A 4,785-nucleotide genomic window follows, 5' to 3' on the forward strand; every position below is an offset into this window, starting at 1 on the left:
GCCGAGCCGCGGCAGGCCGGCAAGCAGCGGCGCGAGCCCCGGCAGCGCCGGCAGTGCGGCCGGCTGCAGCCGGTCGGCATCGAGCCGCCCGAGCAGGCGCGTGACCGTGCCGTCAGCCCAGTCGCCCCAGAGCTCGGCATCGACCGTGCCGCTCGCCGGGCGGGCGGCGAACGGCAGCCGGGCGAGATCGAGCCGGGCCGCCTTCAGCCAGAACTCGCCGCGCCAGATCGCCGGCGTGTCGGCGGCACCGTGCAGGGCCAGCACCGCCTGCACCTCGCCGTCGCCGGGCGTGCGCAGCGCCACGCCGGCCCGGCGCTCGCCGGCACCGCCGTGCAGCGTCAGGCGCAGGTCGCGATAGACCAGCGTCTGCGCCGGGGCCTGCGGATCGACGATCTGCAGCTCGCCGTCGCGCAGATCGAAGCGGCGCACCTGCGCGAGCCACGCGAGCAGGGATTCGAGCGGCACCGGCGCGCCACCGGACTCCGCCTGCAGGCGCAGGGCGCCGTCCGGGCCGGTTTCGAGCCGCACGCGCACGCCGGCCAGTTCGAGCGCCGAAACCACCGGCCGGCGCTGGCGCAGCGAGGCCAGCGGGTCGAGACCGACCGCGGCGCGCTCGAAGGCGAGCAGCACCGCACCGCCGGCCGGATCGCGCACGCGCAGCTCCCGGACTTCGAGCGCCGGTCCCCAGCCGTACCAGCCGGCGTGCAGCTCGCCGAGCGTGACCGGCGCCCCGAGCGTCTCGCCGAGCCAGGTCTCGATTTCGGGGCGGTGGTCAGCGAGCTGCGGCAGGAACAGCCGGGCCAGACCGACGAGCAGCGCGGCCACGAACAGCAGCGCCAGCCCGATCCGGTGCCCCCAGAGCCAGGTGTGGCGCGCGACCGGATGCAGCAGCCGGCGCATCGCGAAGCCTCCGGGCGGCTACAGCAGCACGACGTCGTACTGCTCGCGCGGATACAGGACCTCGGCCTGGAAGCGCAGCGGCGTGCCGATGAAGGCTTCCAGCTCGGCGACGCTGGCCGATTCCTCGTCGAGCATCAGGTCGACGACCTCGGTCGCGGCCAGCACGAGGAATTCGCGCGCGGCCTCGTACTGGCGGGCATTGCGCAGGATCTCGCGGAAGATCTCGTAGCAGACCGTCTCGGCGGTCTTGACCGTGCCGCGGCCCGAGCACAGCGGGCAGGGCTCGCAGAGCACGTGTTCGAGGCTCTCGCGCGTGCGCTTGCGCGTCATCTCGACCAGGCCGAGCGCCGAGACCTCGCAGACGTTGCTCTTGGCGTGGTCGCGCTCCAGCGCCTTCTCCAGCGCCTTGAACACCGCGAGGCGGTGCTCGGTCGACTGCATGTCGATGAAGTCGATGATGATGATGCCGCCGAGGTTGCGCAGGCGCAGCTGGCGGGCGATCGCGAGCGCGGCTTCGAGGTTGGTCTTGAAGATGGTCTCTTCGAGGTTGCGGTGACCGACGTAGCCGCCGGTGTTGACATCGATCGTCGTCATCGCCTCGGTCTGGTCGATGATCAGGTAGCCGCCGGACTTCAGCTGCACGCGCTTGTCGAGCGCGCGCGCGAGTTCGTCCTCGATGCCGTAGAGATCGAAGATCGGCCGCTCGCCGGGGTAGTGCTCCAGCTTCGGCAGCATCTCCGGCACGTAGCGGCCGGCGAATTGCTCCATGCGCTCGTAGGTCTCGTTGGAATCGACGCGCACCTTGTCGACCTTGCCGCCGACGAAATCGCGCAGCACGCGCAGCGTCAGCGGCAGGTCCTCGTGCACGACGGTGCCGGGCCGGGCCTCGCGCGCGCGCTCGCGGATCGAGGTCCACAGCCGCTGCAGGAACTGCATGTCGGCGCGCAGCGCCGGCGCGGTCGCGCCCTCGCCGGCCGTGCGCGCGATGTAGCCGCCGCCGAACTCGGCGCGGTACTCGCTGATGATGCCCTTGAGGCGCGCGCGCTCGGTCTCGTCCTCGATCTTCACCGACACGCCGACGGCATCGGAGCCGGGCAGGTAGACGAGGTAGCGCGACGGGATGGTCACGTGCGTGGTCAGGCGCGCGCCCTTGGTGCCGAGCGGGTCCTTGACCACCTGCACGAGCAGTTCCTGACCTTCGCGCACGAGGTCGGTGATCTCGGGCGGACGACGCTCGCCGGGGCCGTGCTCGCCGGTCAGCGTCTCGCAGGTCTGGATGTCGGAGACGTGCAGGAAGGCGGCGCGCTCCAGGCCGATGTCGACGAAGGCCGCCTCCATGCCCGGCAGCACGCGCACGACGCGGCCCTTGTAGACGTTGCCGACCAGACCGCGGCGGCGCGTGCGCTCGATGTAGATCTCCTGCAGCACGCCGTTCTCGACGATCGCCACGCGCGTCTCGCGCGGCGTGACGTTCATCAGGATTTCCTCGCAGATGCGTCCGGTCTCGGTGACGCCGGCCGGGGCCGGCGTCGCGCCGGGCATGCCGGTGCCGCTGCTCTCGTCGATGCCTTCGCTCACAGAACCTCCACGCCGAAGGCGCGCAGCAATTCGCAGGTCTCGTAAAGCGGCAGCCCCATGACGCCCGAGTAGCTGCCGTCGAGCCGTTCGATGAACACCGCCGCCCTGCCCTGCACAGCGTAGCCGCCGGCCTTGTCGGCGGGCTCGCCGGTGGCCCAGTAGGCTTCGCGCTCGGCGGCCGTGGTCGCCCGGAAATGCACGCGCGACACCTGCACGCGCGCCTCGGTGCGTCCGGCCGTCGCCAGTGCGACCGCCGACAATACCGCGTGTTCGCGCCCGGACAGGCGTTCGAGCAGCGCGAGGCCCTCGGCGCGGTCGCGCGGCTTGCCGAGGATCAGCCCGTCGGCAACGACGGTGGTGTCGGCCCCGAGCACCAGCCCCTCGCCGCCGGCCGCCTGCAGGCCCGCCTCGGCCTTGGCGCGCGCGAGGCGCTCGACGTAGGCCGCCGGCGGCTCCGCGGGCAGCGGGGTTTCATCGACCTCGGCGCGGATCAGCGTGTAGCCGATGCCGACCTGCTCAAGCAGTTCGCGGCGGCGCGGGGAGGTCGAGGCGAGGCGCAGGACGGTGGACATCGGGACTCCGGGCGGGGGCGGATGCGGGTTCGTCGGGACCGGGCCGGGGCGCGCCTTTCCCGGACCCTGCCCTGCGGGGGCTTTGCCGGTCGGCTCCGGATCAGGCGCGGCTTGCGGCGCGGCTCAGGCGCGATGGTACGGATGGTGGTTCAGCAGGCTCCAGGCCCGGTACAGGCTCTCGGCGACGACGATGCGCACCAGCGGATGCGGGAAGGTCAGCCGCGACAGCGACCAGGTCTCGCCGGCCGCGGCCGTGCAGGCGGCATCGAGCCCCTCGGGGCCGCCGACCAGCAGCGCCACGTCGCGACCGTCGGCGAGCCAGGCGGCGAGGCGCTGCGCGAGGGTTTCGGTCGTGTGCTCGCGCCCGCGCACGTCGAGCGCGACGACGTGCGCGCCCTTCGGCACCGCCGCCAGCGTGCGCTCGCCCTCGTCCTTCAGGATGCGCGCGACATCGGCGTTCTTCGTGCGCCGGCCGGCGGCGATCTCGACCAGGCGCAGCTCGCATTCGCGCGGCAGCCGGCCGGCGTACTCGACGTAGCCGGCCTCGACCCAGGCCGGCATCTTCTGGCCGACGGCGAGCAGGTGGATGCGCATGGGTGCGCCCGCTGCGCGGCTCAGGCGCCCCAGAGCTTTTCGAGGTTGTAGAAGTCGCGGGTCTGCGCGGTCATCACGTGCACGACCACGTCGGCGAGGTCGATCAGCACCCACTGGCCCTCGCGCTCGCCCTCGACGCCGATCGGGCGTTCGCCGGCCTCGCGGCATTTCTCCTGGACCTTGCCGGCGAGCGCCTTGACGTGGCGGTCGGAGGTGCCGGTGGCGATGACCATCAGGTCGGCGAAGCTCGATTTCTCGCGCACGTCGAGCACGCGGATGTCGACGCCCTTGACCTCGTCGAGGGCATCGACGACGACGTTCTTCAGTTCTTCGGCGGACAGCATGTTGTCGGTGGTTTCCCGTATTCGCGGCAGTGGGGGGATGGATCAGGCGCCGGCCGGCCGGTACAGGCCGTGGCGGGCGATGTAGTCGAGCACGGCCTCGGGCAGCCAGTAGCGTGCCGAGCGCCCGGCCCTGAGCGCGGCGCGCACCGCGCTCGCGGAGATGTCGAGCAAAGATGCCGGCTGGAACCACACGCCGCCGGCGGCGCGCTCGCGCAGGCAGCCGGGATCGGCGCGGTGTTCGGCCAGAAAAGCCGCGAGCGCAGGATCGGCCGGGGTCTCGCAAGCCGCAGCACCCGGCCGCGCCAGCACGGCCAGATGCGCAAAGTCGGTCAGCCGCTGCCAGTCGCGCCAGCGCGGCAGCTGCGCCCAGGCATCGGCCCCGAGCAGCCAGACCAGCGGCACCTCGGGACCGAGTTCGGCGCGCAGGCTCGCGAGCGTGTCGATCGTGTACGACGGCCCGCTGCGGCGCAGCTCGCGATCATCGACACTCAGGCCCGGCTCGCCGCGGATCGCGAGTTCCAGCATCGCCCGGCGCTGCTCGCCGCTCGCGCCGGGGGCGGCGCGCAAGGCCGGCACATGGCAGGGCACGAAGCGCAGCCCGGCGAGCCCGAGCGCCTCGCGCACCTCCAGCGCGAGGCGCAGGTGGGCGTGGTGGACCGGGTCGAAGGTGCCGCCGTAGAGGCCGATCGCGGGCTGCATGGGCACGCAGGGGGCCTTCAGTGCGTCACGGGCCGGCCGGCCCCGCAGCAGTGCTTGTACTTGCGCCCGCTGCCGCACGGGCAGGGCGCGTTGCGCCC

Annotated in this window: 7 protein-coding genes; all 7 read right to left on the reverse strand. The window is 72.8% G+C overall.

What is annotated here, in order from left to right; all coding sequences use genetic code 11:
* Positions 1-900 (reverse strand): hypothetical protein (locus tag PKE44_RS15110; protein WP_324552656.1); only part of this gene is annotated, 900 nt, incomplete at its 3' end.
* An 18-nt stretch (positions 901-918) separates the two neighbouring features.
* On the reverse strand, positions 919-2,442 hold the full coding sequence (rng, locus tag PKE44_RS15115; protein ID WP_324552661.1) for a ribonuclease G: 1,524 nt from the start codon (positions 2,440-2,442) through the stop codon (positions 919-921).
* Between the two features lie 32 nt (positions 2,443-2,474).
* Positions 2,475-3,050, reverse strand: coding sequence for a Maf family protein (locus PKE44_RS15120; protein WP_324552657.1), 576 nt, complete (start codon positions 3,048-3,050; stop codon positions 2,475-2,477).
* Between the two features lie 123 nt (positions 3,051-3,173).
* Entirely contained in the window at positions 3,174-3,644 is a 471-nt protein-coding gene (rlmH, locus tag PKE44_RS15125; protein ID WP_324552658.1) for a 23S rRNA (pseudouridine(1915)-N(3))-methyltransferase RlmH, read from the reverse strand.
* Between the two features lie 20 nt (positions 3,645-3,664).
* Complete coding sequence (gene rsfS / locus PKE44_RS15130) at positions 3,665-3,985, reverse strand: ribosome silencing factor (protein WP_324552663.1); 321 nt, start codon at positions 3,983-3,985, stop codon at positions 3,665-3,667.
* A 45-nt stretch (positions 3,986-4,030) separates the two neighbouring features.
* Positions 4,031-4,687 carry a nicotinate-nucleotide adenylyltransferase gene (gene nadD / locus PKE44_RS15135; RefSeq protein WP_324552665.1) on the reverse strand — a complete coding sequence of 219 codons (657 nt, stop codon included), beginning with the start codon at positions 4,685-4,687 and terminating at the stop codon, positions 4,031-4,033.
* 17 nt (positions 4,688-4,704) lie between these two features.
* The coding region (locus tag PKE44_RS15140) for an SEC-C metal-binding domain-containing protein (RefSeq protein ID WP_324552667.1) at positions 4,705-4,785 on the reverse strand (81 nt) is incomplete at its 5' end.

The sequence above is a fragment of the Plasticicumulans sp. genome, from assembly GCF_035331805.1.
Classification (GTDB): domain Bacteria; phylum Pseudomonadota; class Gammaproteobacteria; order Competibacterales; family Competibacteraceae; genus Plasticicumulans.